Here is a 25215-nt window from a genome sequence, read left to right as displayed (position 1 = left end):
AATTGTTATCATTAACGTAAGTAAAAAAATTAAATGCAAATTTCAGCAGTCGCCAAAGAAATTAACGAATGGTCAGGATCAGTACTTATTTGGGGAATTTTAGAAGGAAGAATCGAAAGTCAAATAAATTCATTTAAGACAATTATAAAAGACACTTATATAACCCAAAGGTTTAATGACGCAAAGTTTGAAGGCCAAAAAAGTCAAAAATTATCAATTGAACTTAATGAAGGCAAAATAAAAAAAATTATATTTGTAGGACTAGGTAAGGCTGAAAATCTTCGAGTTGAGGACTTGCGAAAAGCAGCTTCAATTGGAACACGTCAAGTTTTGGGTTATGAAAAAAAATTAGGAATATCTTTCCCTTGGGATGCTTTTGACCCATCATCAGCGGCCTCCGCAGTTGGGGAAGCTGTTCGATTGTCTTCTATCAAAGATATTAGATTTAAATCAGAACCAAAAGAATCAACTTCAATAGAGGAAGTTGAATTAATAGGATTAAATGTCAAAGCTACCGAATTAGCAATTGCTGAAATAAATCCTATATGCGAAGGAGTTAAATTTGCTAGAGAACTTGTTTCAGCTCCTCCGAATTTTCTTACTCCATATCAAATGGCTAAAGAAGCTGAGAAATTAGCATCTGAGTATGATCTAGATTTAAAAATTCTTAATAAACAAGAGTGCGAAGATCAAGGCATGGGAGCTTACTTAGCAGTTGCCAAGGGATCAGATCTAGATCCCAAATTTATACATTTAAAATATTCTTCAAAAACCGCTAAAAACAAAATCGTATTAATTGGTAAAGGCTTAACTTTTGACTCTGGTGGATACAACTTAAAAGTAGGAGCTTCTCAAATTGAAAAAATGAAATACGACATGGGAGGTAGTGCCTCTGTTCTTGGTGCAGCAAGAGCCATTGCAGAGCTAAAACCAAACAACATCGAAGTTCATTTCATTGTTGCTTCTTGCGAAAACATGATTAATGGTTCTGCATTGCATCCTGGAGATATTGTCAAAGCTTCCAATGGAAAGACTATTGAAGTGAACAATACTGATGCAGAGGGAAGATTAACTCTCGCTGATGCTTTGGTATACGCTTGTAAACTCGAACCTAACGCAATCGTAGATCTAGCGACTCTTACTGGCGCATGCGTCATTGCACTAGGCGATGAAATAGCCGGATTATGGACTGACGATGATAAGTTATCTAGCCAATTAACTAAAGCAGCAGCCAAAGCCGGAGAAGGCATTTGGAGGATGCCCATGCAAGATTCATACAAATCTGGAATCAAATCATCTATTGCTGATTTGCAAAACACAGGTCCTAGGCCAGGGGGTTCAATTACTGCTGCCTTATTCTTAAAAGAATTTGTGAACTCAAGTATCCCTTGGGCGCACATTGACATAGCAGGTACATGTTGGACTGAAAAAGATAGAGATATTAACCCAAAAGGTGCAACTGGTTATGGAGTTAGAACATTAGTTAATTGGATAAAAGACTTGAGTCAAAAGCCCAATTAATAAATTCAAAAGAATCAATATCTAAACATAAAAAGTAAATTTTTATAGATCTTTGAATAAAAGATTTTTATCTCCCCAGACTTTTTTTAATCTATTATCTCTTCCACAACTTTTTCTATAAAAATTATATTTAAGTGGATTTTTAACTGCAAAATCTTGATGATAATTCTCTGCTATCCAAAAGGTCTTTGAATCAATAATATCAACCTTTAATTGGTCCATAGGTATATTTAATGCAACAGATATAGTTTCTTGACTCTCTTTTGCATAACTCTCTTGTCCTTTATTAGATGTAAAAATAACAGGCTTATATGCATTACCTCTATCACAAAATTGTCCCTCATTATCAAAAGGATCTATATTAACCCAATACTGCTTGAGTAAATCTTTATAATCAATAATGTCGGGATCAAAAATAACTTTTACAACCTCTTGATGACCACTATGATTATCATATGTGGGATTAATCAGATCTCCTCCCGAGTATCCACTTTCAGCTATAACGACTCCATCAAGTTTCTCTAGATCATGCTCTAGGCACCAAAAACAACCTCCTGCAAAAATAGCTTCTTCTGATTCGGCAAATGCTTTCACCGGGAAAGTTATTAATAGTTGCATAAGCAGACACAATGCTATTATTCTTCTGAGGATTTTCTTCATAGGAATCATTGAAATAACATGTCCAGAATATACTTTGAAGCTCTATCTGTAACTCCAGGCTTCCCTAATTTATTTTTCAATCTTTTATAACCATGCATTATGTCTTCTTTTGACGAATTGTCTTCAAGGATTCTTAATGCTGCATTAAAAATTTTTTTTGATTTAAAATCTTCTTGTACAAACTCAGGTATTAACATTTTATTTAAAAGAAGATTAACTGGGGAAATATATTTAACATTAAATCGCAATAAATATCTTGCGAAAAAAGCAGTAACTCTACTTACTTTATATCCAACGATCTGTGGAACTGAGTTTAAAGCCAATTCCATATTTATCGTTCCAGACTTAGCTAAAGCAAGATGAGCAGCCGAAAATAAAAATGGCTTAATATTATCTACTTCATTCGACAAAATAATCCTTCCAGATACACCATATTCTTTTAATGAATTATTTAATAGTTTATCAAATTCTTTTAAACCAGATGGTATTAGAACAGTAATGGAAGGATCCTTTTCCTGAAGAAGCTTAGCGGCTATTAGCAATGTAGGTAAAATATATTTAAGTTCTTGTTTTCGAGAAGCTGGAATGATAAGAAGAAGTTTTTTATCAGGAGTTAATCCTAATTTCCTCATTGAATCTTCTCTAGTAGGAATATCTCTATAAAAATCCAACATTGGATGACCCACAAATTTTACATTCCCTCCCTTATTTGAATAGAATTTAGCTTCTTCTTCAAAGATAGCTAAGATTTTATCTGTAAAACTAATCAAATCAGTTGTACCCGAATCGCCTAATCTCCAGGCCCATTCCTGAGGCGCAATATAATAAATTATTGGAATATTAGGGAACTTTTTTTTTACTTTTAACCCTAGTCGAATATTTGGCCCCATATAATCAATTAAAATAATTGCATCAGGAGGGGAAGAACTTAAGTAATTGTCAATTTTTGATTGTGAATTTAAAGTTGGAAGAACGTAAGGAAGAGCTTCCAAAAAACCAATTGCACCTATTGAAGAGGTATTAGATATTAATTTAGCACCAGCCTCTCTCATCCTTTCACCACCTAAAGCAATTATCTCTAGTTCAATTTTTCTTTTTTCGGCATTAGTCTTTAAAGCTTTTATTAACAAACTTCCCTGCAAATCTCCAGAGACTTCACCAGTGCTGATTAATAGCTTCATTATTTATTTAGTTGGCATTAAAGAAGGCATTGGGCCTCTTCTACCTTTCCCAATTGAGAGTTCTATAAATCCACATAACCTTGCGGAAGATTGCAATAAATTCTCTTGTTTTGCAATTTTCAAACCATCAGAAATTACATATTCAGATTTAAATAATAAGTTCCAGATTCTTTTCAATTGTAGATATTCTTCTTTATTATATTTATCAATACTTTTCCTTTTAATTCCAACTTTATTTAGTCCCCTCATTCTTCCAGGATGACCTTCTGCCAAGCAATATGGAGGAACATCTCTATCAACTCGCGTCATGCCTCCAATCATCGCTAAATAACCAATATGAACAAATTGATGTATCCCCAAGCAACCTCCAATAACAGCTCTATCTTCTACAACAACATGACCTGCAATCTGTACGCTATTAGCAATTACTACATTATTTCCAATTTCACAATTATGTCCTAAATGTGAATAAGCCATTAATAAATTGTGATTCCCAACTATCGTTTTCTCTCCTTCAAAAGTCGCCCTATTAATAGTTACACATTCCCTAAAAGTATTATTATCTCCAATTAAAACATTTGTAGGATCTCCATTGTACTTCAAATCTTGGGGTTCTAATCCAATACATGCTCCTGGGAAAATCTTATTATTAGATCCTATTTTCACTTTTCCCTCGATGATTACATTTGGTCCTATCCAAGTATTGGGACCAACAATCACATCTGGACCAATTACAGCCCCTGGACCCACACATACACCTTTCCCAAGTTCAGCCTTAGGAGACACATCAGCAAAGCCATGAATATTAACTTTTTTATCTGCTATTAAGCTTTCAGAAGATTCCAGTTCACCCATCAGATCAATCCAAAAGAGAAAACATCAAATCTCCAGAACAAACCAATTGATCTTCAACTTTTACTTCGCCCCTAACTTTTCCAAATCTCTTCCTTTTGATACTTATCAACTCACAAGATATTAATAATTGATCTCCAGGAACCACTGGTCGCCTAAACCGAACTGAATCAATCCCAGCGAAAACAAACAGTCCTTTTGGAAGATCAGGCATTTGAGAAACAATCAAACCACCAACTTGAGCCATTGCTTCTACTATTAAGACTCCTGGCATCAATGGCCTGTCAGGGAAATGGCCTTGAAATTGAGGCTCATTAAGAGTGACATTCTTTATTGCCACCGCTTTCTTTCCTGGGTCATGATCAATCACTCTGTCAACAAGCGCAAAAGGATATCTATGAGGCAAAAGCCCCATTATTTGCTCGCTATTTAAAACAAGAGGTTGGGAAGAAGAGATGTCAGTCAAAATCAGATTTAATTAAGTTAATACCTTTTGAAGAGAAGCTGCAAATTGAGCATGAAGAGAGTGAGAACCCTTGTAGACAAAAATTTGAGCCCTCGGCAATCCAACAAGAGCTAGATCTCCAATCAAGTCAAGCAATTTATGACGCACTGGTTCATTTTCAAATCTCAGGGGTGGATTTACCCAAGAATCACCATTACAAACCAAGGCATTTTCAAGTGCTCCTCCTTTAATTAGTCCAGCATTCTTTAATTCTTCTAACTGATCAAGAAAGCCAAAAGTCCGAGCAGGTGCAATTTCTTTAACAAAATTATTTGGAGAAAGCTCAATAGAGAACATTTGCTGTCCAATTGCCTTATATGGGAAATCAATCAAACCTATTAATTTCAAATTTTTTGATGGTTTAGCAAAAATAACACTTTCTCCATGGCTTACAAAAATTGGAGATGTTATTTCTGGCCTTGGTCTAGGAGATGAAGTCGAACTAATTATTCCCACCTTCTCAATTTCCTCAATCCAACCAATCGCAGAACCATCAAGCAAAGGGATCTCACTTCCATCTATTTCTATATGTACATGAGTTAAACCTGCGCCAATTAATGAAGCGAGCAAGTGTTCAACCGTAGATACTTTTTTTCCATTCAGATCAAGTGTTGTGCACAAAGGAGTATTCCTTACATGGGAAATATCGATAGGAATAACTTTATTAGGTTCGTCAGCAAAAGAAATATAAAATCCAATTAAATCTGTTGGCTTAATAATGACCGTACATTTAAGACCTGTATGCAATCCAATACCATCTTTTTCAATCTCATTTTGAAGCGTCCAACCTTGTTCATAATCATCGGGAAATGAGAACACTAGAATTTCCAGCCTATTCCGATGTTATATCGCCAATTACCACTAAAATCTTGACTAGCTGCCTCTATCCGAATTGGGCCAACAGGTGTATTTATGACTGCTCCAGGACCCACTGAAAAACCAGATCCAGGTTTTTCAAGAATTTTCCCAGGCTTCCCTGGAACATTCGATTGGGAACCAAAATCAGATCCTGCATCAACAAATAGCACCCCAGAGACTAATCGCCAAATAGGAAATCTATATTCTGCTGTTGCCTCACCATAATTTCTTGCAACGCCTAGATCACAAGAATTCCAACCTCTAACAGAGCTGGTTCCTCCCAAGCAAAATGCTTCATAAGGAGGTAGATCTCCAATAATTGTTCCTATCTTTGCCTGAAAACCTAACGACTGGGAGCAATCTGCCTTTTCACCAGGCTTAGGACGACAACCCTTGTGGAACTTCAACCAATCAACAGGATAAAAACGTGAATAACTAACCCTAGATCTATTAAAAGTCGGTGAATTCTCGCCTAAACTAATAAATTGTTCTGAACCAATATTTAAATAATCTCCGGAGGTTGGATTTCTTGAATTATTTAAATTGTTGTAAGTAACGGCACTTTTAAAACTAATAAGTGTATTTTCTGAAGAGCAATTAAATGCAACACAAATAACTTCATTCTTAGGTGCTTTACCTTCTTTAAAATTTGTGGATGCAACACCATAAGGTCTTTTATCGCCTGCATAGTCTATTGGTTTAACTTTCTGGAGATTTGCACCAATAAGAACACTCCAAGGTACTTTTTTTAAAGGGTTACCACCATTTAAAGGTCTTGCGAAAGAGAAGCCTCCTCCTGTTCGCTCTAAGACAATAGAGTCACCTTCATAATCAAACCAACTAAACTGAGGGGCCGACAACTTAGCCGAAGAAAGATTAGCAAATGGTCCAGTTTCAATTAAAGTATTATTATCATTTAAATCTAACTTGTGAGATTGATTAGTGTCGTAACTTATCGATGAATTAGGTGCTTCATATCTATCTATAACTCCTCGAATACTTCCTCCATCTTGACTTCTTAGTTCTTGCGGAACTTCTCTGCTTAAATACAACGAAGTTCTAAAAGATGTTCTGTGTTTATCATTTTTAATCCATGGGTCATATAAGGAAATATTCAACAAGGCCCCATATTCACCATAAGTCAAATTCATATTTGATGACCATGATCTACCAATCAGATTGGACTCTTGTAATCCAATTTGTCCAAACACACCTTGAGCTCCGCTATAGCCAAGCCCACCTGTCAAAGAACCTGTTCTTTGCTCAGTTATACCTAATGAAATTATGATATTTCCTGGTTTAGATTTAACTGGCTTAAGCGTTACTTTTACATCATTAAAAAGTGATGTTGAATATAGTCTTTTTATATCTGATTCTAATTTATTTCTATTAAATATATCTCCAACTTTTGTGATTAATTCTCTTTCAATTACCCATTTTTTTGTTTTTCCTTTTATAATTCTTCCTTTTTCATCTTCTGTATTACCATCTTCATCAATAAAACTAATCTCTATACCACCTATATATCCTTCTTGAATATTAAGTTCTACAATTCCATCCTTAGTTAATCGACTTGGTCCAGATATTCTTGCTAATGAGTAGCCATTAGAATTATACCAGTCTTTAATTTCTTTAATTCTTATCTGAAGAGTATTGAGGTTTAAGGTTTTTCCATAATCATTATTAAAAATCTTATTCAATTTTGTATTAGATATTTTTCTTACAGGCGGTAAGATAGTAATTTTTTTTAATATAGGATTTGGATTAACTTTGATCAGAAGTTGGACTCCTAAAGCACTCTCTAAAGATTCAATTTTTGCTCCCGAGAACCAGCCAGTTGAATAAATCCGATCTAAATCCTTCTTAACTTCTTCACTTGTAACTTTACTACCCGGTCTAATTAAAATTGAATCATAAGCTAGAACCTCCAATCGCTCTTTGTCAGGATGATCTTCAAGTCCCTCAATAATTATCTCTGAAATTAATACTCTTTTTTCTTCAGTTACATTATTTTCTTCTTTTTTATTTATTTCATCAGCAACTAAAAAATCATCAAACTTTAAATTAAATTTATTATTCTTGACTTTATTCATAAATTCGAAACTTTGAATATATTCATTTTCAATAAGTAATTTATTTTCACCTGAAATTATTTTAGAAGCCTTAGTTTCTCCAAAAAGACTAACAAAAGGAAATGCCAAAGCAATTGCAAATGCACTATTACTTTTTAATTTCTTATTAGAGCTGGTGTGTCTTTTGAACATAGATTTCAAAACAATTCAGTTAAATTACGTAATTCTTAGCCCAGAATAATTGGCTTAAGTAGCATTAGAGGGTTCTTTTTCTATACGTTTCAAAATCTCCTCATAAGCATCAATAACACCTCCAAGATCTTGCCGAAAGCGGTCTTTGTCAAGGATACGATCTTTGGGATCAGAGTTTCTTTTATCCCAAAACCTACAATTATCTGGACTTATCTCATCGGCTACCACAAGTCTCCCTAACGAATTAAGACCAAACTCTAATTTAAAGTCGACTAATAGTAAATCAAGTGAATCAAAATATTCTTTTAAAATCTTATTTACACTTCTAGTAATTTTCTCTACCTCTTCCATCTGAGAAGTACTTATCAAATCAAGCAACTTTAATCTACTTTCTGTAAGTATCGGGTCTCCCAATTCATCATCTTTATAATATAAATCAAGGAGTGGAGGGTTTAATATTGTTCCTTGACTAATAGGTGTTTCTCTACACAATGAACCTGTAGCAATATTGCGAATAACAATTTCCAAAGGAATTACACTAATTTTATCTGCAATCATGAATGTTTCTGAATGAAGTTCTAAAAAGTGCGTAGGAATTCCATTCAATTCAAGTAATTTAAAAAGAGCCGCAGAAATTTTGCAATTCAAGCGGCCTTTGCCCTCAATATTTGATCGTTTTTTTGCGTTAAAAGCAGTAGCATCATTTTTGAACTCTATTAAAACCCTATCTGGATTTTCACATGCAAAAACTCGTTTCGCCTTCCCTTCATATATGAGTGGTCCTTGGATATGATTCATTAATACCTCTGATATCTAATTAGTATAAATAGCCAATGCTAAAAAAATCACCCCAATCAAAACAAAGTAATTTAAAGAAAAAGCTCCAAACTACTAAACAAGTTTTCTTCAAAGAATATATTAAATAATAATCAAAAGCTAATTAAAGATCTACTAAAACTATTTTTTCATCCAAGCAAGAGAAAAATTATGTTAAAAATTCAAAAAACTAATGGCTTAAGCCAACTAAAAAAAATATTAATAATTGGAAGCGGAGGTAGAGAAAATTCTATTGCCTGGGCTTTATCAAGAAATGAATCTATTCAACAAATATATGTTTGTCCTGGGAATGGTGGCACATCAAACTTTGAGAAATGTATTTGCCTAAAAACCAAATCTGAAGATGAAAAAACTATTATTAGTGAATGTAAACGACTTCAAATTAATTTAGTAATTATTGGTCCTGAAGTCCCTCTAGCAAAGGGATTAGCAGATAAAATGCGTGACGCAGGATTGACAGTATTTGGTCCCGGCAAAGAAGGTGCTCAATTAGAAGCAAGTAAAGGCTGGGCTAAAGATCTGATGATAGAAAACAATATCCCTACAGCCAAGTATTGGTCGGCAGGATCTAAAGAGGAAGCACTAAAAATTCTTCAAAAATTCAATCAACCTCTTGTTATAAAAGCAGATGGTCTTGCTGCAGGTAAAGGAGTAACTGTATGTGAAACCATTGAACAATCGAGGGATGCGATTGTAGAAGTATTTTCTGGAAAGTTTGGCTCTGCAGGAAATAAAATTATTCTCGAAGAAAAAATTGAAGGGCCAGAAGTTTCTATTTTTGCTCTTTGTGATGGAGAAAAATTAATTATTCTTCCTCCAGCCCAGGATCACAAAAGATTACTTGACGGAGATAACGGTCCAAATACTGGAGGGATGGGAGCTTATGCACCTGCACTTCTAATCAATCAAAAAGATCTTAATGACTTAAAAGAGCTTGTTCTTATACCTACTTTAAAAGGTCTGAAAAAAAAGAACATCAAATATATTGGAGTCATTTATGCAGGATTAATGCTCACGTCCTCTGGACCAAAAGTTATTGAATTCAATTGCCGCTTTGGCGACCCAGAATGTCAGGCCTTAATGCCTTTAATGGGAAAAGAATTTGCATCTGTACTTTTTGCCTGCGCCAAAGGAGCGTTAGAGAATGCTCCAAAACTTACATTCAAAACCAAGCGAAGTGCCTGCATTGTTGCCGCATCTAAGGGGTATCCTGAAAGCCCTCAAAAAGGTGACAAAATAGATATTAATATTGAATCAAATTCTGCTCTCCAAGTTTTTCACGCAGGAACCACGGTGGATAAATCTAACAATATAATTACTTCAGGTGGAAGAGTTCTCTCAATAGTTGCACAGGGAGAAAGCTTTAATGAGGCTTTTGAATTAGCATACTCTAACCTAAAGAAAATTAAATTTGATGGTATGCATTTTCGCGAAGATATTGGTTACCAAGTTAGAAATATTTAATCCAATTAAATTCAAATGAATAATTCAGATTTTAGACAAAATAATTCTTTTTCATCGTCAAACGAAGATGGCTTAATGGATGATTTAAGTATCATAGAAAAAATAAATTTATGGTGGTCAAGATTTAATTTGAGATCAAAATTACTAGCTTTTGGGACCCTAGTAGTGAGTTTTATAATGACACTTATTACGTTCTTTTCTCTGAGTAGTATTCAAAAAGATGCAGGTATGAATGATACAAGATATGCAAGAGATCTAGGATTATTATTATCTGGGAACGTTACGGAATTAGTCGCAAAGAATCAAACAAGAGAGCTTTTCAATGTAGCAGAGAAGTTTTGGCGTTCAAGCAGAAATTTAAGATATATTTTCTTTACTGATCCTGATGGCTTAGTGAAACTGGGTATTCCTGTAAGCGCAACAGCTACAGAATCTGAAGTAGAAGGCGCCTTGCAACTAACTAGGAAACTTAAACTACCAAGCGAATTAAAAAAACAACCTCAATTTCCATTAGTTAGACAACATTCAACACCACAAGGTCAAGTAACAGATGTTTTTGTTCCTATGCTTTGGAAGGGTGAATATCTTGGCGCCTTAGCTCTTGGTGTAACACCCAATAAAAAAGCTCTTGCCACAGCTGCATTAACTAGAGAGATCACAGTAGCAGTATTTATTTCTATTTGGGTTTTAGTAATAATTGGCGCAGTATTTAATGCTCTAACAATCACTCGTCCCATTAAAGAATTAGTTATTGGAGTCAGAGAGATTGCTAAAGGTAATTTCAAATCAAGAGTAGATCTCCCTATGAATGGTGAACTGGGCGAACTCTTAACTGGGTTTAATGCAATGGCATCACGATTAGAAGACTATGATGCAGCGAATATTGAAGAATTAAAAGCTGCGCAAGTCAAACAGCAATCTTTAATAGCCACAATGGCTGATGGAGCGCTTCTCATTGACGAACAAGGAAATATTGTTTTAGTCAATCCAACTGCTAGAAGACTTTTTCGCTGGGAGGGTAGAAATATTGAAGGTCAAAAATTATTAAATCAACTTCCTGATTCTCTAGTAAAAGAGCTCGAAACACCAATAACCTCCCTCTTGAACAACTTTGGAGACAGTGATGATTTGCGTTGCAATCTTGATGAACCACCAAGAACACTTCGTATAGTTTTAAAGTCTGTTAGAGACACAACAGGAGAGAATATAAAGGGTATTGCTGTTACGGTTCAAGATCTCACTAGGGAAGTCCAATTAAATGCAGCACAAAAAAGATTTATAAGCAATGTTTCGCACGAATTAAGAACTCCATTATTTAACATAAAAAGTTATGTTGAGACACTATATGACTTAGGAGAACAACTTACAAAAGAGGAGCAAAAAGAATTTCTGGGTGTTGCAAATTCAGAGACAGATAGACTTACTCGCTTAGTAAATGATGTTCTTGATTTATCCAAGTTGGAGTCTGGGAGAACAATTCAATTAGAATCACTAAATATAAAAGAAGCAATGGAACAAACCCTCAGAAACTACAAACTTAATGCTGAAGATAAAAATGTTAAATTAATACTTAATGTTGAAAGTAATTTAGCATTTGTTTTAGGAAATTGGGATATGATTCTCCAAGTTTTAGACAACCTTGTTGGTAACGCACTTAAATTTAGTAAAGAAGGAGGAATAATAAATTTAAAGGCATATACATGGCCAGACATTTGCGTTGCTTCGCCAGTTGATCAAGACAATAAAGCTCCACATTGTGAGATTTTGTCTCCCATGCCAAAAATCAGAGTTGAGGTATCTGATACGGGCTGTGGTATTTCTGAACTAGATCAACAAAGAATTTTTGAACGTTTTTATAGAGTTGAGGATTCAGTTCACACTGAAGTAGGAACTGGATTAGGGCTTTCAATTGTCAAGGGTATCGTTGATAAACACGGAAGTGAAATAAGAATGGCTAGTGAACCTAATACAGGAACGACTTTTTGGTTTGAACTTCCTTTAGAAGGTTCTGATTCTGATCAGTTATTACTAAAATCTGCGAGAAAAAATTGGGAACTTGAAAATGATAAGTCTTTAATAAAATAGAAATTACTCTTCGCTTTTTTCAATACTTTTAAAAACCCCAGGCAGCTGCTCTTCAGGGTTAACACGATGAGGAGCTCCACTAAATATTTGTTCAAAATTAGAGAATGAATCCTTAATCTCAGGGCCTTTATTTGTAATAATGTATTCACGTATCCTTTTGTCATGCCAAGATCCTCTCATCTTGAAAACATTTATTGCTCTTGCCATTTCACCTCTTATTTCTACGTACTGTAAAAGCAAAATAGTATCAGTTATTGTTGAAATATGAGAATCAGTAATTGAGTGGCTTCCCATGAATTCTTCCGCAGTATTAGTAAAGAATCCTGCTATTTCTTCTTGTTTTGCATAACCAGTTACTCCAATAACAAACTGTCTAAATGCATTTAAACTTACACCTCTAGCCAATGCAGACAAAGAGTCAATTGCCATTCTGGAAGGTTTATATTCGGAAATCTCGGATTTAATAATTTGCAAATGGTCTTCCAAACCAGTTGATTCTGGATAAGCACAAATAATCTTCAATAGTCCATCAGCTTCCATCTTTTCAAAATCAATCCCCCAGCTAGTGGCATTACGAAGAAGTTGCGCTCTTGATTCCTCATATGCAAAAAGTATTGTTCTTTCCTTATTTATGTAAGCATCTTCAACAAATTTAGAAACTAACATTGTTTTCCCAGTACCAGTTGCACCAGTCGCAAGAATAATTGAATCTTGAAAATATCCTCCACCACACATTTCATCCAAATCCGGGACACCAGAACTTATACGAATATTTGATGACCTTTGAGTCAATCTCATTGCACCTAAAGGAAATGCAACTATTCCTTGAGAACCCATTGTAAAAGGGAATTCACCTTTCATATGTGTAGTGCCTCTTAATTTCAAAATTTCTACAGTTCTTCTCCTTTTTTCTCCTTCTAAAACATTCCTCAAAATAACAACATTATCAGAAACGAATTCTTCAACTCCATATCTAGCAATTGGACCATATTCATCTATTCTTTCAGTGGTCATAACAGTAGTCACACCTATTTCTTTAAGTCTTGCTATTAGTCGAAAAATCTCTCTTCTAACAACATAAATAGCATCATATTGTTGAAAAACTGCCGTCATTGAGTCTATAGCTACTCTTTTCGCTTTGAACTTTCTAATGGCATAACTGATCCTTTCAATTAATCCTGACAAGTCAAAACTTCCAGCAACATCTTGTCCATCTGGGTCTGGAGATGCATCTAAAATAAAAAGTTTATTTTGATCAATTAACCCTTGCAAATCCCATCCAAAACTTGCAGCATTTCGAATAATGTCTAAAGGTGATTCCTCAAAAGTAACAAAAATCCCGGGTTCATCATAATTACATATTCCATGATGAAGGAATTGCAGTGAAAAAACTGTTTTACCAGTACCAGATGTTCCGCTGACAAGTGTACTGCGCGCATTTGGTAAACCACCATGACAAATATCATCAAAGCCCTCAATTCCAGAGGGAAGTTTTTGAACCTGCATTTTTGATCTATTTTTTTTTTTTAAGAACACTAAAAGCTCTTATGTACAAAACATAATAAACAAACACTAAAAATTGCTTAGTTATCGGTTGGGCTTAAGAATTCATTTACTTCTTGTTTATATAGCTCCATTATTTATCTGAAGAGTAAAACATTTCTTGATCCGTTAATTCATCATATAAAAGATCCAATCCAATGAGCACCTTTTCTCTATCTGATAAGTCACCAATTATTCTTCTCACAGGTGGGGGTAGAATCTTAGCTAAAGTTGGAGTTGCAAGTATTTTATCTTCTTCAGCTAATTGAGGGCTTTTTAAAACATCAATAACTTTAAGAGCATAGACGCCTTTAAATTCACTTTCTAAGATTTGTCTCAAAGTGTTCAAAGCTCTCATCGAATTTGGTGTATTCCCAGCAACATAAAGCTTGAGAATATATGTCTTTCTTGCATTCATTTAAAACCTCCGAAAAATCCACAGGACATTTATCCTTCTTAGATCTTGACTAAATAACCAACAAAAAGCGAAAATGTTAGTTTGTTTTTCGATTACGATTAAGGCTTAATCGATTAAAGAAAGGAAATCCCTTTTTATTTTTATCGAGCCTTAACGTGTCACCAATAATCATGGCTGATAAAAAATCATCTCCCAAGAATGAAACACCACAAGAAAAAACTTATGCGATAGTCGAGGCATCAGGAAAACAATTTTGGCTTCAGCCAAATCGTTATTATGATTTAGACAGATGTCCTGCAGAAGTTAATGATGTTCTAACTATTGAAAAGGTTCTTCTTCTGAACGATGGTAAAGATTTAAAGCTTGGAAAACCATATGTAAAAGATGCAAAAGTAGAGATTAAAGTCTTAGAGCATAGAAGAGGTCCAAAAATAATTGTCTATAAAATGAGACCAAAGAAAAAGACAAGGAGAAAGAATGGACATCGTCAAGAACTTACAAGAGTACTAGTTCAATCCATATCAATAGGATCAAAAACCAAAAAACCAAAAGAAACAAAAGATGCCAAAACCACTGCTAGTAAAGTAGAATCTTGATTAATTCAAAAAAATTAAAAGATTAAATAAATTATGGCTCATAAGAAAGGTACCGGATCAACTAGAAATGGAAGAGATTCAAACTCAAAAAGACTTGGTGTAAAAGCTTATGGTGGTGAGAAAGTAACGGCTGGGTCTATTCTCATTCGTCAAAGAGGTACCTCTATCCTTCCAGGAATCAATGTAGGTAGAGGAAAAGATGATACTCTTTTCGCCTTAACCGATGGTTCTGTTCATTTTGAAAGTGTTCGTAGAGGCTTGAGAAATAGAAAAAGAATTAACATTTCCACTGCGAAAGCTATATAGTTTATTTTTTTAATGGTTTGTAAGCTCTAGTAGTAATTAAAAAAGGATGGAAAATTTCTAAGTAATTTAATTGTAAGGTAGAAAAGAAATTCTCAATTAGAACAGGATCATCAAAGTGAAAAGGATATTCTCCATTCTTCCCTTTATAAAAATACCAATTCATTAGAGCTATTCCTTTAGGCGAAAGTTTTTCCAAAAATATTTTTAATTGTTTTGCTGGATCGGGAAGATGTTCAAGCACATCTAAGCAAACAATAGAATCAAAAATCACTTCAGATGTATTTTCTAAGTCTCTCAAAACTGAAATCTTATTTTCTATACCCAATTCCTTAGATCTATATTCTACAAAACTTCGGTTTTGAGGGTTAAGATCTACAAACCAAACATGTTCAACATCTGGCAAAAACGAGGCAGCCAGAGCATGTGTACCAATGCCACCCCCAAAATCTAATACTTTCCCAGAAGCAAATTTATGTTGTAGACGAAGAGTATCAGCTATGTAATTAGAACTATTTAAATGCCAAGATGCTAGATCTATTAAATGGGCATCTCCAACTTTTTCTTCATAAAAATCGCCCGCATTGTTCTCAGAGAATGCACCTGGATGCAGAGCCGCCAAATCATCAACGCCATTAATTAATCTTTGATTTAATTGATCATTATTTATATGAAGGAAATCAATAAGGTGTTTTTTCAACTGAAATCCATCTTTAATGAAGTTAGAAATACTTAGATCTAAATTAGTCATATTATTTGGCTCACTGAACACACTGAGTTATAACTTTAAATGTTAAGGGTTAATTGAACAATCTTTTAATGTGAACCTCAATCTACAATATTAATTTTGGAAAAACCTTTTGGATTTGTTGTCATTGATAAGCCTGCTGGGCTGACTTCTCATGATTGCGTAAATAGACTACGTAAAGTATTTGATATCAGAAAAATTGGACATAGTGGAACTCTAGACCCCTCAGTTACTGGAGTACTTCCAATAGCAATAGGTAATGCAACAAGATTAATATCTTATTTACAAGGCTCTAAAGCTTATAAAGGAATCATTCAGTTAGGTACCACAACAAATACTGATGATTTGCAAGGAGAAATAATAAAATCAAGAGTTTGGCCATTAATTAGCGAAAATGATATAAATACTCTTCTAGAAAGTTTTAGAGGTGAGATATTACAAACACCGCCCATTTTTTCTAGTGTTCACATCAAAGGAGAGAGAGCTTATAAGAAAGCAAGAAAAGGAGAAAAATTTGATTTGGTTCCTAAAAAAGTTAGTATTAACAAATTAAATTTAATAAGCTGGTCTCAAAGCAAAGGTGAGTTATTAATTGAGGTCGACTGTTCTACAGGAACATACATTAGATCTTTAGCTAGAGACATTGGAAAAAAAATTGGATGCGGTGGTTGTTTGAGAAAGTTACGCCGTACAAAAGCTTATAATTTCACCGAAAAACATGCCATATTGCTTCCTAAGAAATCAGAATTTTACCAGGAAGCAAATAAACCTGAAGTTCTTAACCCTAATATTTTTTTTAAACACCTCTCTTCTATTGAACTAATTTCTGAAGAAGAAATAACTAGTTGGCGCTCAGGAAGGAAGATAAGTTTTCAAGATAATATTAAAGGTTTAAAGATAGGAAAAAATAATAAGAATGAAGATAGTATTGCTAATAATAAAAATATATTAGTAATCGATAAAAAGAAAAATATCCTAGGCATAGCAGATTTAGATGAAAGTTTTGAAATCCAACCTAAGGTTGTTTTTAATGCAATTGGCTAAAAGAATAAATCTAAATCTTATTATAATAGTTTATATCTATTAAATAATTGTTAATAGGATTTTATTTGTACTCCTGTATAAAAATGTCTTAGGATTTTACGGAAATTTGCTCCTCTTTCAGCCATAGCTTTAGCACCCCATTGACTCATTCCTACCCCATGCCCAGCTCCGTAACCGTTCACTAATAGAAAATAATCTGTTGGAATTGGAGGGAGAGGTTTAAGTGCGGAATTTTCAACTAATTTATTATCTAGGTTAATATGATTAAATTTCAAACTAACATCAAATTTATTACTTAGTAATTTCAAGTTTTTCCTTAAATTTTTACCAGAAATATTTCTAGTTCCTCTGGGCCCATAAAGTTTAATCACTAAGACTCTATCACTATTACTTTTTCTTTTAATTTGAATACTATTTAGTCCACCTATATCGGAAAATATTTTATCTAATTCTGAGGAACTAATTTTTTTCGACCATCTATATTTTGTACTATTTTGATCATAATCAATAACACTCCTTAAGTAAGGCAATTGATACTTCCAAACTTGACCACTATTTTCAGTTCTACCTCCTGAACTACTATGAAAAACTGCCTCTATAAGTTTATTTTCATAAAACAAAGCAAGTGAACTTGTACTTCTAACTGCCCTATTTATTTTTGCCGTTTCAGCTTCAAGTCCTAAATAAACTTGACTAGCTTGAGTTGAATGAATATCAAAAACTTCATTCTTCCCTAAAAGTTTTAAAGCATAAGTCCTAGCCGCTATTGCTTGAGCTTGAAGTGCTGCAAGTGGAAATTCTTTAGGCATTTCGCTACCTACAACACTTTTTAAATACTTTTCTAATTTTAAATAATTTATTATTTGCAACTTCTGATCATTTAAAAAAACTCTTAATTCTCCTGCATATCTTCTATTTTTATACCAAATGCCACGATCATCATTATTTTTAATTATCAAATTAAAATTCTCAGGTAATTCAAACCATGAATTTAGGTTGTTATTTATAGAATAAGTAGCCGTACCATCAGCATAAATTATATTTATGGATTTAATAGGTCTTTGTTTAGAAGAAATCCCTTGAACAAAAATAGATTTGGAGGCATCTGCTCTAAATCTTGCCTTATTTTCTTCACCAATTAAGACACGTATTACTGGCTCTTTGGCAGCAATTACCTTTAATGGAGAGATGAAAAATATAGCTATAAAGATTATTGCCCATCCAGATTTTCTTGTAGGTGATGCGCTCACAATAAAATTGGATTTAGGTACTAATTTTGCCTATAAGAAAGAAGATCCACCAGTGGTCAAAGCTATGAATGTCACCATGTCTTAAAAGGGGAAAACTTGCAAGTCACTTTTCTAGGAACAAGCTCAGGAGTCCCAACTCTTAATAGGAACGTATCAGCGATGGTACTAAAGCCTCCACAAAGGTCAGAATTGTGGTTGTTTGATTGTGGCGAGGGTACCCAGCATCAGTTCATCAGAAGCAATCTTAAATTATCTCAAATAAAAAAAATATTTATTACTCATATGCATGGGGATCATATTTATGGTTTGCCTGGGCTTCTAGCAAGTATTGGATTAGCAGGGAGCAGTTCTGGAATTGAGTTGTTCGGGCCAGCTCCTCTTAAAAACTTTATTGATTCTTGTTTATATAACAGTTCTAGCAGATTGGCTTACTCTCTAAAATTCCATAAGGTCGAAAATGCTGCTATTAATAAAGAAATTTTATTTGAAGATTCTGATTTAGAAGTCAAAACTGCTCCACTAAAGCATCGAATCCCATCTTTTGCATACAGAGTGAATCAGAAATCCAGACCTGGCAGATTCGACATAGACAAAGCAAAATCACAAAAAATACCTCCTGGCCCTGTATATGCTTCACTCCAAAGAGGAGAGGAAGTGCGTTTAGATGATGGACGAACTTTTTCTGGGAAAGAATTCTGCGGACCTCCTAGGCCTGGGGTAAGCATGGTTTACTGCACAGATACTGTTTATACAGAATCCGCAATTGAAATTTCAAGAGAAGCTGATCTATTAATTCATGAAGCTACATATGCATTTAAAGAAACCGAGATGGCTTATCAACGTGGGCATTCAACCGCCACAATGGCGGCTGAAATTGCTGCAAAAGCAAATGTCAATCAACTAATTCTGACTCACTTGAGCCCGAGATATAGCCCTGGAAATCAAACATGTCCTAATGATTTGCTTAATGAAGCAAAAGCAATTTTTCCAAATACCCAGTTAGCAAAAGACTTTCTTCAGATTGATGTAAATAAGAGCCGCAACTGCAACAGTTCGTGATCCCTTTGCCTATGAAATGCCTCTACATGAAACAATAGTCGAGTTTGGTGCTTCTTTAATTGCTGGCGTTATTAATGGATTCTCTTATTTCTTCCCTTAAACGGTCTCTTACAAGACTATTTGTCTTGATACCTGTGCTTGTAAGTCTCATTATTAGTCCTCTTTCTGTAAGTGCCCTGTATCCCAGCGATCCTTCTTCAGTGGAGAGCTTAGATACAAGCTTGGCTGGTAAGGACTTACAAAATACAGAGTATGTGAAATACGACTTATCAGGAAAAGATCTTGGTGGGGCGAATTTCACTGGGGCTTATTTCAGTGTCTCAACTTTGAAGGACTCTGATCTAACGGGCGCAAACATGACCAATGTCATTGCCTATGCGACAAGGTTTGATAATGCGAACCTCACAAATGTAAAGCTAACTGGTGCAGAATTACTTAAGAGTGTTTTTGATGGTGTAACCATTGATGGCGCTGACTTTACTGATGCTGTATTAGATAGAAGTCAACAAAAGAATCTATGTAAAGTAGCTACTGGAAGCACAGCCGAAAGTCTTGGTTGTAGCACAACAGCTGCTGGATATGTACCTGCGACCAAAGGTCAAGGTTTCAACCCAGGTACTTAAATTAAACAAAAGATTTAATTAACCAATAAGAAAGGGGGGCATTGGCCCCCCTTTCTTATTGGTTAATTTCTGACCTGTATCACTTTGTGATAAGAAAGAAAGCCGCTGCAGCCCCACCAACCGCAAACATAGGCAACCCAACTAACAAATGTGAGGTACCAAAGCCAAAGCCTTTTTGGCGCAATATAAAATAGCCAACTCCCGCAGCTCCAGCAGCCAAAGGAATTGCAGCAGTAGCAGCAGAAGCAACAGCGTGATAGTCGAAGTTCATCCCTGTGTTGAAATTTAATTACTTACAATTATCCTTCAAATTTGAAAAATGGTATGAACTTATGACTGAAATGCTTCATATCTTCATCACTTTAAATCCAAAAAGAATTTCCAAGTTTGTCTAACTCATGCTGCTTGAGGCGCAATATTTGAGCTATCTCTAGAACGTGGATGTTTGCTATACCACCATTCCTGAATGTTCGTATCTAAACGACGGGAAAACAAGGTCAAAATTGTTTTTGTAGGTTTGACGCCTGGTTGAATAATCTCAACAGAATATGATGGGCATTTTTGTGCAGCAATATCAGCAACCAATCTTTTCCCAATTCTTCTCCAACTAGGTTCCTTACTTCGCCATGAGAGTCTGCAACAAGGCCAAGGTAATTCCTCACGGTCATAAAGACGACAACATGGGCCTAAAACCCTAAAACTAAATTGACCACCAATACTTGAGTGAATAGAACCATGATCTAAAAGATCTTGAACTTTGTCGGTTGGCAAAACTTCTGAGATCAATTAATCACTAAATAATTTTATTTGCGCCCATGAGCACATAAATAAGAGGTTGGCGAGGAAATAGATACTTGGCAAGCAAAACGATGAAAATCTGGCAAAAAAATTAATATCAATACATTTCGTCCTCAGCATTGGTTCTAATTGTGCAATCTGAAGTCGGATAAGCAACGCAAATTAAAACATAACCTTTTTTTATTTGATCATCGTCCAAAAAACTTTGATCCTGTTGGTCAACTTCTCCTTTTTCTAATTTAGCTACGCAACTTGAACATGCTCCCGATCGACAAGAGTATGGAAGCTCAATATTTTGTTCACAGGCAGCATCAAGAATATATTTATCATCAGGTATATCTATAATTTCTTTAAGACCACTTAATTCATTAATAAAAGTGATCTTAAAAGATTTCATGAAGATTATTAATCTGAAAAATTTGAATTTATTTAATTCAAGGTAAATCTAGAGTCAATACCATTAAGGCCCATTGATCCTTTGTCTTAATGTCAAGAGCTTTCCACCCAAGTGAAGAAAAGAGCTCTTGAAGTTCTTTTATTTGCTCAACTAATAAACCAGACAAAATAAGCTTACCCTTGTAACCAATAATTTTTTCAAAACTTGAACCTAATGATTTTATGACAGGTGCAAGAATATTGCAGAGAATTAAATCAAATTTTTTTTTAGGCATATTCATCTCAAGTTCCTCAATAGAACCAAGAGACACATTTAAGAGGTTTTGAGAGAAATTATTTAAATCAGAATTAATTTTAGTAGCTGATATTGCCAGAGAATCCGTATCAACAGAGAAGGTACTCTGCGCTCCTAATTTCAATGAAACCAGAGATAGTATTCCGCTACCACACCCCAAGTCAGCGATTGTTTGACCTACGGGAGGTTTTTTATCCAAGGCTTCAATGCATAATCGCGTGGAGGGGTGGCTACCAGTGCCAAAAGCACTTCCTGGGTCTAAATGAATAATTTTTCGTTCTAAAAACTCCTCAGGGACGTCTAACCATGCCGGTAAAATCAAGATTGATTTTCCTACGGGATCAGGTTTCCAGTTTTTTTTCCAACTTAAACTCCAATCTTCATCTTTTATTTCTATCCATTTGCATGCAGGCAAAGTCAAGTCAAATGGTTCTGCTAACGAGATTAATGATTTGACCAAGATCTCCTGATCTCTAACTAACCACTCATTCAAAGGAAGCCATACAAATAGGGTTTTGGTGGAGTTATTATCTGGATCATGCTCAAATGAGAATCTATGAATATCTAATTTTTTCAACAGCCAATAAAAAGAATCTTCTAGCTCAACTGCAATTTCTTGCTCCAATCTCAACCAAGATACCTGAGAATTATGCAAATCTATATTTTTCTCAACTAACAATTTATAAAGTTACAGAATGAGCTTCGTTAATTCCTTGCATTGAAAGAATTAAGCCCAACAACTCAGAGGGGATAGGATCATCGATACTTAAGACCATAACTGCCTCACCTCTAACAATCCTTCTTCCAACTTGCATTGATGCAATATTTACATTGTGCTTACCTAGAAGTGAACCTATCTGACCAATAATTCCAGGCATATCTCTATGCCTGGTAAAAAGCATGTGTCTACTTGGCACAAAATTTATCGGATATTCATCAATACTTGTAATACCAAGATCACCATCACCAAAAACAGTCCCAGAGACACTATGTCCACCTTTGTCGCTAAAACTATCCAACTGCAAGGATCCTCGTGCAAACTCTGGGCTCAACTCATCCTTAATTTCAACAACATCAATACCACGTCCTTTCGCTTCCAATGAAGCGTTTACATAATTAATTTTGTCTCCCAATGCACTACTGAGTAATCCCTTCAAAGTTGCAATAACTAGAGGTTGAGATGGATGTTGAGCGAATTCTCCTTGCAAACGTACTTCTAATTTTTGAATCTGTCCCCCCGAAATTTGACTAACTAATAATCCTAATGTCTCCGCAAGTTTTAAATGTGGTTTAAGACTATCCATTATCTCTGCGCTAAGACCTGGAATATTTACGGCACTGCGTGCAGGTAAACCTAAAAGAACATCTCTAATTTGTTCTGCAACATCTATAGCTACATTTTGTTGTGCCTCAACAGTTGAAGCCCCTAGATGTGGAGTAAGTACCAAACCTTTTTTTACAGCTCGTAAAGGGGACTCCTCAGCCAAAGGTTCTTTTGCGTATACATCTATAGCAGCACCTTGAATAACATTTTCTTCTAATGCATTAGCTAAATCATTTTCATTTATAATTCCACCTCGTGCACAATTGACCAATCTTGCAGTTGGTTTCATTTTTCTTAGAAGATCCATATCAACTAAATTCTCTGTCTCAGTTGTCCTTGGAAGATGAAGGGTTACATAATCGGATTTTTTGAACAACTCTTCAATATCACTTAATACAACCTGCATTTGCTGCGCTCTTTCAGTAGAAACGAAAGGATCAAATCCAATAACTTCCATACCCATTGCATTTGCAACTTTTGCCACATGAGATCCAATCTTGCCAAGTCCAACGACTCCTAAAGTTTTCTTATAAAGCTCATTTCCTACATATTTCTTGCGATCCCAGCCTCCAGAAAACATACTTGCATGTGCTTGAGGAATATTTCTAGATAATGCAAGAATCATTGCTAATGCATGCTCTGCTGCTGCAATCGTGTTTCCGCCTGGCGAATTAACAACTAATACACCCTTTCTTGTCGCAGTTGATACATCAACATTATCAACGCCAACTCCAGCTCTACCAATGATTCTTAATTTCTTAGCCTCAGCGATCACATCTGAAGTGACTTGAGTTCCTGAACGAATCATTAATCCGTCATAATCGCAAATAATATTCTTTAACTGATCTATCGAAAGACCTACTTTTTGGTCAACCTGAGCAACCTGAGTAAGAATATCTATACCTGCTTGATCAATGGGATCAGAAACAAGAACTTTCGTCATTAAAGGCGATAAACGTGCCTATCTGAACTTTAGTGATCTATTTGCCGCTGACCAGAATTATGTTGAGCAGGATTGAATATCCAAACATTTCAAGGAGCTAATTAGTGTCCACATACGTCTTCATCCTAAAAGGAAAAAACCCAGCGAAAGAGTTGCTACTCAAGTTGAGAGAGTCTCAAACACCAATTCTTAATTGCGATCTTGTAGAACCATTAAAGAAGAAATCGGAGCATGAGAATTCAAATTTAGATACATCTGAAGAAGTATTTGCCAATCAATCAAGTTTTAATAATATAAAGCTTTTGAATCCAGCTCTTGCTAAAAAAGATCGCCAAAAAACTTTAGCGACTTGGTTAATACCCTTTGGTTTTATTGCAGGCCTAAGCTTTTCTCAAATGACCGGTCTGAAGACATTTGCAGATATGGGATTCCCAAATCAATTAGAGAAGCTTTTAGGTGGCCTAGTTGGAATGATTTCAGGAGCGCTGGGAAGTTTTTTTTCAGCTGGAGGGATTAGCCAAGAAACAGCCGATGATTTGAGAGCTCTTCAAAAAAAAAGTGAAGAAGGTTTTTGGCTGTTAATTCTTGAATTACCAATAGAAATAGAACCACCTTGGGCAATCCTAAAAGAAGCAGAGAGCCTAGAGGTAATAACCATAGGAAAAGGATAGAACTAAGTTAAATAATATTTTAGAAAGTGAAAATAAATATTAATAATTTTGATCCAAGAATGTATATTATATTTCTCTAAATACAAAAGAAAAGAGAAGAAATGGTTTAGACTATTTAGCAATAAAATAAGAAAATTCCATCTCTTTTCATGCATCTTCCAAAAGAAAAGATTCTATTTAAAAGTCCTTTTCGTAATGAGTTAGAGACTTTACTTCACTTCGCGGAAAAGGCTCTAAATGAGAGAGTAGCGGTATGGTCTCCTTTTGTATCAGCACAATTAGTAGAGGAAGTAAAAAATAAATTTAACAATTTAAATGATATAAATCTTCTTTTCGAGGGAGGATTCCCGCGTGCAGAGCGTAAAAGGATATGTTTCCTAAGATCAGAAGAAGAGATTAACTTTCCCTCTATCAATATTCCTTTAAAGGGTGTTTATATTAAAGGTAATTTCCTTTTTGACAGAGCCAACCAAAATGATTTTAGAGATATCTTATATGAACTTCATGCGCAAGCAGGTGAAATTGGAGACATTTGGCTAATAAGAGATAGAGGAGCTCAAGCTATATGCTCGGGGAAATGTGCTGATTCATTAGATCAAAGTAATGGAAAGCTAAGAGAAGTTGAAATATCAATCCAGGCATTAGATATAAGCGAGATGGAGATCCCTTTTAATAGGCCAGAGAAAGTAATCAATACGGTTGAGGCATCTACAAGGATTGATGCAATAGCTTCTGCAGGTTTTGGGTTGTCAAGGTCAAAAATAACCACACAAATCAAGAAAGGATTTTTGCGACTTAACTGGGCTTTACAAAATCAGCCCAGCAAATCTGTAAATATTGGAGACCTTATTCATTTAGAAAAAAAAGGTTCACTTAAAATTTTAAATATCGACAAAACGAAAAAAGAGCGTTGGAGAATCAAATTACTAAGGCAATGATTATTAGGTCCTATTGCCTGCTAACTTCATTGAGGAACTT

At 34.9% G+C, this 25215-nt stretch carries 26 protein-coding genes; 10 read left to right on the top strand and 16 right to left on the bottom strand.

The features are described from left to right. Positions 1-33 precede the first annotated feature (33 nt). Positions 34-1521: a leucyl aminopeptidase gene (locus tag SIB75_RS02015; RefSeq protein ID WP_413683761.1), complete on the top strand. Its 1488-nt coding sequence runs from the start codon at positions 34-36 to the stop codon at positions 1519-1521. A gap of 42 nt (positions 1522-1563) precedes the next feature. Here SIB75_RS02015 and msrA read toward each other — a convergent pair whose 3' ends face one another. From msrA to purC, 7 genes are all read right to left on the bottom strand, one after another. Next, complete coding sequence (msrA, locus tag SIB75_RS02010; RefSeq protein WP_413683760.1) at positions 1564-2190, bottom strand: peptide-methionine (S)-S-oxide reductase MsrA; 627 nt, start codon at positions 2188-2190, stop codon at positions 1564-1566. Continuing rightward, positions 2187-3362: a lipid-A-disaccharide synthase gene (gene lpxB, locus SIB75_RS02005; protein WP_413683759.1), complete on the bottom strand. Its 1176-nt coding sequence runs from the start codon at positions 3360-3362 to the stop codon at positions 2187-2189. The genes msrA and lpxB overlap by 4 nt, the downstream gene beginning before the upstream one ends. A gap of 3 nt (positions 3363-3365) precedes the next feature. Further along, positions 3366-4217, bottom strand: a complete 852-nt coding sequence (gene lpxA, locus SIB75_RS02000; RefSeq protein WP_413683758.1) for an acyl-ACP--UDP-N-acetylglucosamine O-acyltransferase — start codon at positions 4215-4217, stop codon at positions 3366-3368. Between the two features lie 4 nt (positions 4218-4221). Beyond that, a complete protein-coding gene (gene fabZ / locus SIB75_RS01995; protein WP_413684762.1) occupies positions 4222-4629 on the bottom strand; it encodes a 3-hydroxyacyl-ACP dehydratase FabZ in 408 nt (135 codons plus the stop codon). Positions 4630-4692: 63 nt separating this feature from the next. Further along, on the bottom strand, positions 4693-5538 hold the full coding sequence (gene lpxC, locus SIB75_RS01990) for a UDP-3-O-acyl-N-acetylglucosamine deacetylase (RefSeq protein ID WP_413683757.1): 846 nt from the start codon (positions 5536-5538) through the stop codon (positions 4693-4695). Next, entirely contained in the window at positions 5538-7841 is a 2304-nt protein-coding gene (locus SIB75_RS01985; RefSeq protein WP_413683756.1) for a BamA/TamA family outer membrane protein, read from the bottom strand. The genes lpxC and SIB75_RS01985 overlap by 1 nt, the downstream gene beginning before the upstream one ends. Positions 7842-7895: 54 nt before the next feature. Continuing rightward, positions 7896-8639: a phosphoribosylaminoimidazolesuccinocarboxamide synthase gene (gene purC / locus SIB75_RS01980; protein ID WP_413683755.1), complete on the bottom strand. Its 744-nt coding sequence runs from the start codon at positions 8637-8639 to the stop codon at positions 7896-7898. 189 nt (positions 8640-8828) lie between these two features. Between purC and purD the strand changes: the two genes are divergently transcribed. Next, entirely contained in the window at positions 8829-10142 is a 1314-nt protein-coding gene (gene purD, locus SIB75_RS01975; RefSeq protein WP_413683754.1) for a phosphoribosylamine--glycine ligase, read from the top strand. 15 nt (positions 10143-10157) lie between these two features. After that, positions 10158-12227: an ATP-binding protein gene (locus SIB75_RS01970; protein WP_413683753.1), complete on the top strand. Its 2070-nt coding sequence runs from the start codon at positions 10158-10160 to the stop codon at positions 12225-12227. A 3-nt stretch (positions 12228-12230) separates the two neighbouring features. On the opposite strand, the gene kaiC is transcribed toward SIB75_RS01970, so the two are convergent. Both kaiC and kaiB read right to left on the bottom strand, forming a co-directional pair. Continuing rightward, positions 12231-13733 carry a circadian clock protein KaiC gene (gene kaiC, locus SIB75_RS01965; RefSeq protein ID WP_413683752.1) on the bottom strand — a complete coding sequence of 501 codons (1503 nt, stop codon included), beginning with the start codon at positions 13731-13733 and terminating at the stop codon, positions 12231-12233. Positions 13734-13863: 130 nt separating this feature from the next. Further along, positions 13864-14187: a circadian clock protein KaiB gene (gene kaiB, locus SIB75_RS01960; RefSeq protein WP_413683751.1), complete on the bottom strand. Its 324-nt coding sequence runs from the start codon at positions 14185-14187 to the stop codon at positions 13864-13866. A gap of 170 nt (positions 14188-14357) precedes the next feature. Here kaiB and rplU point away from each other — a divergent pair, with 170 nt between their 5' ends. Then, on the top strand, positions 14358-14783 hold the full coding sequence (gene rplU / locus SIB75_RS01955) for a 50S ribosomal protein L21 (RefSeq protein WP_413683750.1): 426 nt from the start codon (positions 14358-14360) through the stop codon (positions 14781-14783). Positions 14784-14816: 33 nt separating this feature from the next. After that, on the top strand, positions 14817-15089 hold the full coding sequence (gene rpmA / locus SIB75_RS01950) for a 50S ribosomal protein L27 (protein WP_413683749.1): 273 nt from the start codon (positions 14817-14819) through the stop codon (positions 15087-15089). A gap of 1 nt (position 15090) precedes the next feature. Here rpmA and SIB75_RS01945 read toward each other — a convergent pair whose 3' ends face one another. Further along, entirely contained in the window at positions 15091-15837 is a 747-nt protein-coding gene (locus tag SIB75_RS01945; protein WP_413683748.1) for a class I SAM-dependent methyltransferase, read from the bottom strand. A gap of 96 nt (positions 15838-15933) precedes the next feature. Here SIB75_RS01945 and truB point away from each other — a divergent pair, with 96 nt between their 5' ends. Beyond that, the gene (gene truB, locus SIB75_RS01940) at positions 15934-16878 is read left to right on the top strand and encodes a tRNA pseudouridine(55) synthase TruB (RefSeq protein WP_413683747.1); all 945 of its coding nucleotides are present in this window, start codon (positions 15934-15936) and stop codon (positions 16876-16878) included. A 50-nt stretch (positions 16879-16928) separates the two neighbouring features. On the opposite strand, the gene SIB75_RS01935 is transcribed toward truB, so the two are convergent. Beyond that, positions 16929-18128, bottom strand: a complete 1200-nt coding sequence (locus tag SIB75_RS01935) for a SpoIID/LytB domain-containing protein (RefSeq protein ID WP_413683746.1) — start codon at positions 18126-18128, stop codon at positions 16929-16931. Positions 18129-18224: 96 nt separating this feature from the next. Here SIB75_RS01935 and rnz point away from each other — a divergent pair, with 96 nt between their 5' ends. Beyond that, positions 18225-19187 (top strand): ribonuclease Z, encoded by a 963-nt coding sequence (rnz, locus tag SIB75_RS01930; protein ID WP_413683745.1) that lies wholly within the window; start codon positions 18225-18227, stop codon positions 19185-19187. Between the two features lie 74 nt (positions 19188-19261). Further along, positions 19262-19810 carry a pentapeptide repeat-containing protein gene (locus SIB75_RS01925; protein ID WP_413391588.1) on the top strand — a complete coding sequence of 183 codons (549 nt, stop codon included), beginning with the start codon at positions 19262-19264 and terminating at the stop codon, positions 19808-19810. 79 nt (positions 19811-19889) lie between these two features. On the opposite strand, the gene SIB75_RS01920 is transcribed toward SIB75_RS01925, so the two are convergent. The 5 genes from SIB75_RS01920 to serA form a co-directional block, all read right to left on the bottom strand. Beyond that, positions 19890-20081, bottom strand: coding sequence for a hypothetical protein (locus SIB75_RS01920; protein ID WP_158467090.1), 192 nt, complete (start codon positions 20079-20081; stop codon positions 19890-19892). A 125-nt stretch (positions 20082-20206) separates the two neighbouring features. After that, entirely contained in the window at positions 20207-20596 is a 390-nt protein-coding gene (locus SIB75_RS01915; protein ID WP_413391590.1) for a hypothetical protein, read from the bottom strand. Positions 20597-20705: 109 nt separating this feature from the next. Continuing rightward, a complete protein-coding gene (locus SIB75_RS01910; protein ID WP_413391592.1) occupies positions 20706-21005 on the bottom strand; it encodes a 2Fe-2S iron-sulfur cluster-binding protein in 300 nt (99 codons plus the stop codon). 37 nt (positions 21006-21042) lie between these two features. Then, positions 21043-21978 (bottom strand): 50S ribosomal protein L11 methyltransferase, encoded by a 936-nt coding sequence (gene prmA / locus SIB75_RS01905; RefSeq protein WP_413683744.1) that lies wholly within the window; start codon positions 21976-21978, stop codon positions 21043-21045. A gap of 1 nt (position 21979) precedes the next feature. Beyond that, positions 21980-23566 carry a phosphoglycerate dehydrogenase gene (serA, locus tag SIB75_RS01900; RefSeq protein WP_413683743.1) on the bottom strand — a complete coding sequence of 529 codons (1587 nt, stop codon included), beginning with the start codon at positions 23564-23566 and terminating at the stop codon, positions 21980-21982. 104 nt (positions 23567-23670) lie between these two features. Between serA and SIB75_RS01895 the strand changes: the two genes are divergently transcribed. Continuing rightward, entirely contained in the window at positions 23671-24237 is a 567-nt protein-coding gene (locus SIB75_RS01895) for a hypothetical protein (protein WP_413683742.1), read from the top strand. A gap of 149 nt (positions 24238-24386) precedes the next feature. Continuing rightward, positions 24387-25175, top strand: coding sequence for a photosystem II S4 domain protein (locus tag SIB75_RS01890; RefSeq protein ID WP_413683741.1), 789 nt, complete (start codon positions 24387-24389; stop codon positions 25173-25175). Positions 25176-25215: the final 40 nt, after the last annotated feature.

The sequence above is a fragment of the Prochlorococcus sp. MIT 1011 genome (assembly GCF_047305235.1).
Lineage (GTDB): Bacteria > Cyanobacteriota > Cyanobacteriia > PCC-6307 > Cyanobiaceae > Prochlorococcus_B.
This window is presented reverse-complemented; position numbering and strand designations above follow the sequence as displayed.

Coding starts and splice junctions, on each gene's coding strand:
- SIB75_RS02015 (WP_413683761.1), top strand. CDS start 34: ATGCAAATTTCAGCAGTCGCCAAAGAAATTAACGAATGGTCAGGATCA.
- msrA (WP_413683760.1), bottom strand. CDS start 2,190: ATGATTCCTATGAAGAAAATCCTCAGAAGAATAATAGCATTGTGTCTG.
- lpxB (WP_413683759.1), bottom strand. CDS start 3,362: ATGAAGCTATTAATCAGCACTGGTGAAGTCTCTGGAGATTTGCAGGGA.
- lpxA (WP_413683758.1), bottom strand. CDS start 4,217: ATGGGTGAACTGGAATCTTCTGAAAGCTTAATAGCAGATAAAAAAGTT.
- fabZ (WP_413684762.1), bottom strand. CDS start 4,629: ATGGGGCTTTTGCCTCATAGATATCCTTTTGCGCTTGTTGACAGAGTG.
- SIB75_RS01985 (WP_413683756.1), bottom strand. CDS start 7,841: ATGTTCAAAAGACACACCAGCTCTAATAAGAAATTAAAAAGTAATAGT.
- purC (WP_413683755.1), bottom strand. CDS start 8,639: ATGAATCATATCCAAGGACCACTCATATATGAAGGGAAGGCGAAACGA.
- purD (WP_413683754.1), top strand. CDS start 8,829: ATGTTAAAAATTCAAAAAACTAATGGCTTAAGCCAACTAAAAAAAATA.
- SIB75_RS01970 (WP_413683753.1), top strand. CDS start 10,158: ATGAATAATTCAGATTTTAGACAAAATAATTCTTTTTCATCGTCAAAC.
- kaiC (WP_413683752.1), bottom strand. CDS start 13,733: ATGCAGGTTCAAAAACTTCCCTCTGGAATTGAGGGCTTTGATGATATT.
- kaiB (WP_413683751.1), bottom strand. CDS start 14,187: ATGAATGCAAGAAAGACATATATTCTCAAGCTTTATGTTGCTGGGAAT.
- rplU (WP_413683750.1), top strand. CDS start 14,358: ATGGCTGATAAAAAATCATCTCCCAAGAATGAAACACCACAAGAAAAA.
- rpmA (WP_413683749.1), top strand. CDS start 14,817: ATGGCTCATAAGAAAGGTACCGGATCAACTAGAAATGGAAGAGATTCA.
- SIB75_RS01945 (WP_413683748.1), bottom strand. CDS start 15,837: ATGACTAATTTAGATCTAAGTATTTCTAACTTCATTAAAGATGGATTT.
- SIB75_RS01925 (WP_413391588.1), top strand. CDS start 19,262: ATGGATTCTCTTATTTCTTCCCTTAAACGGTCTCTTACAAGACTATTT.
- SIB75_RS01920 (WP_158467090.1), bottom strand. CDS start 20,081: ATGAACTTCGACTATCACGCTGTTGCTTCTGCTGCTACTGCTGCAATT.
- SIB75_RS01910 (WP_413391592.1), bottom strand. CDS start 21,005: ATGAAATCTTTTAAGATCACTTTTATTAATGAATTAAGTGGTCTTAAA.
- serA (WP_413683743.1), bottom strand. CDS start 23,566: ATGACGAAAGTTCTTGTTTCTGATCCCATTGATCAAGCAGGTATAGAT.
- SIB75_RS01890 (WP_413683741.1), top strand. CDS start 24,387: ATGCATCTTCCAAAAGAAAAGATTCTATTTAAAAGTCCTTTTCGTAAT.